This window comes from Brevibacterium sp. SIMBA_078, assembly GCF_046534565.1.
Taxonomy (GTDB): Bacteria; Actinomycetota; Actinomycetes; order Actinomycetales; family Brevibacteriaceae; genus Brevibacterium.
Genome location: NZ_JAWRYQ010000485.1, coordinates 1 through 244, shown reverse-complemented (window position 1 = coordinate 244; position 244 = coordinate 1). Strand labels below are relative to the sequence as shown.

The following is a 244-nucleotide window of genomic DNA, read 5'->3' as shown; positions in this document are numbered from 1 at the left end:
ACGACAACAGCGACCTTGCCGGCGGACAGCTCGGCTGCCAGGCGAGCGACTTCGATGACAGCGCCGAGGGCGCCCCCGTGCTCGTGTCCCGCGGCGAATGCGCCTTCGGCGACAAGACCAAGGCCGCCACCGAAGCCGGTGCCGCGGCGGTCATCATCTACAACAATGACAAAAAGAACCCCGACGAGGAGCTCAACGCCACTCTCGGCGAACGCATGGAGGGCAGTGCGCCGACCGTGACGGT

1 protein-coding gene is annotated in these 244 nt (G+C 66.8%); it reads left to right on the top strand.

Annotated features, from left to right (window positions below; genetic code table 11):
• On the top strand, positions 1-244 hold a 244-nt coding region (locus SB749_RS20505), incomplete at both ends, for a PA domain-containing protein (RefSeq protein WP_410711933.1).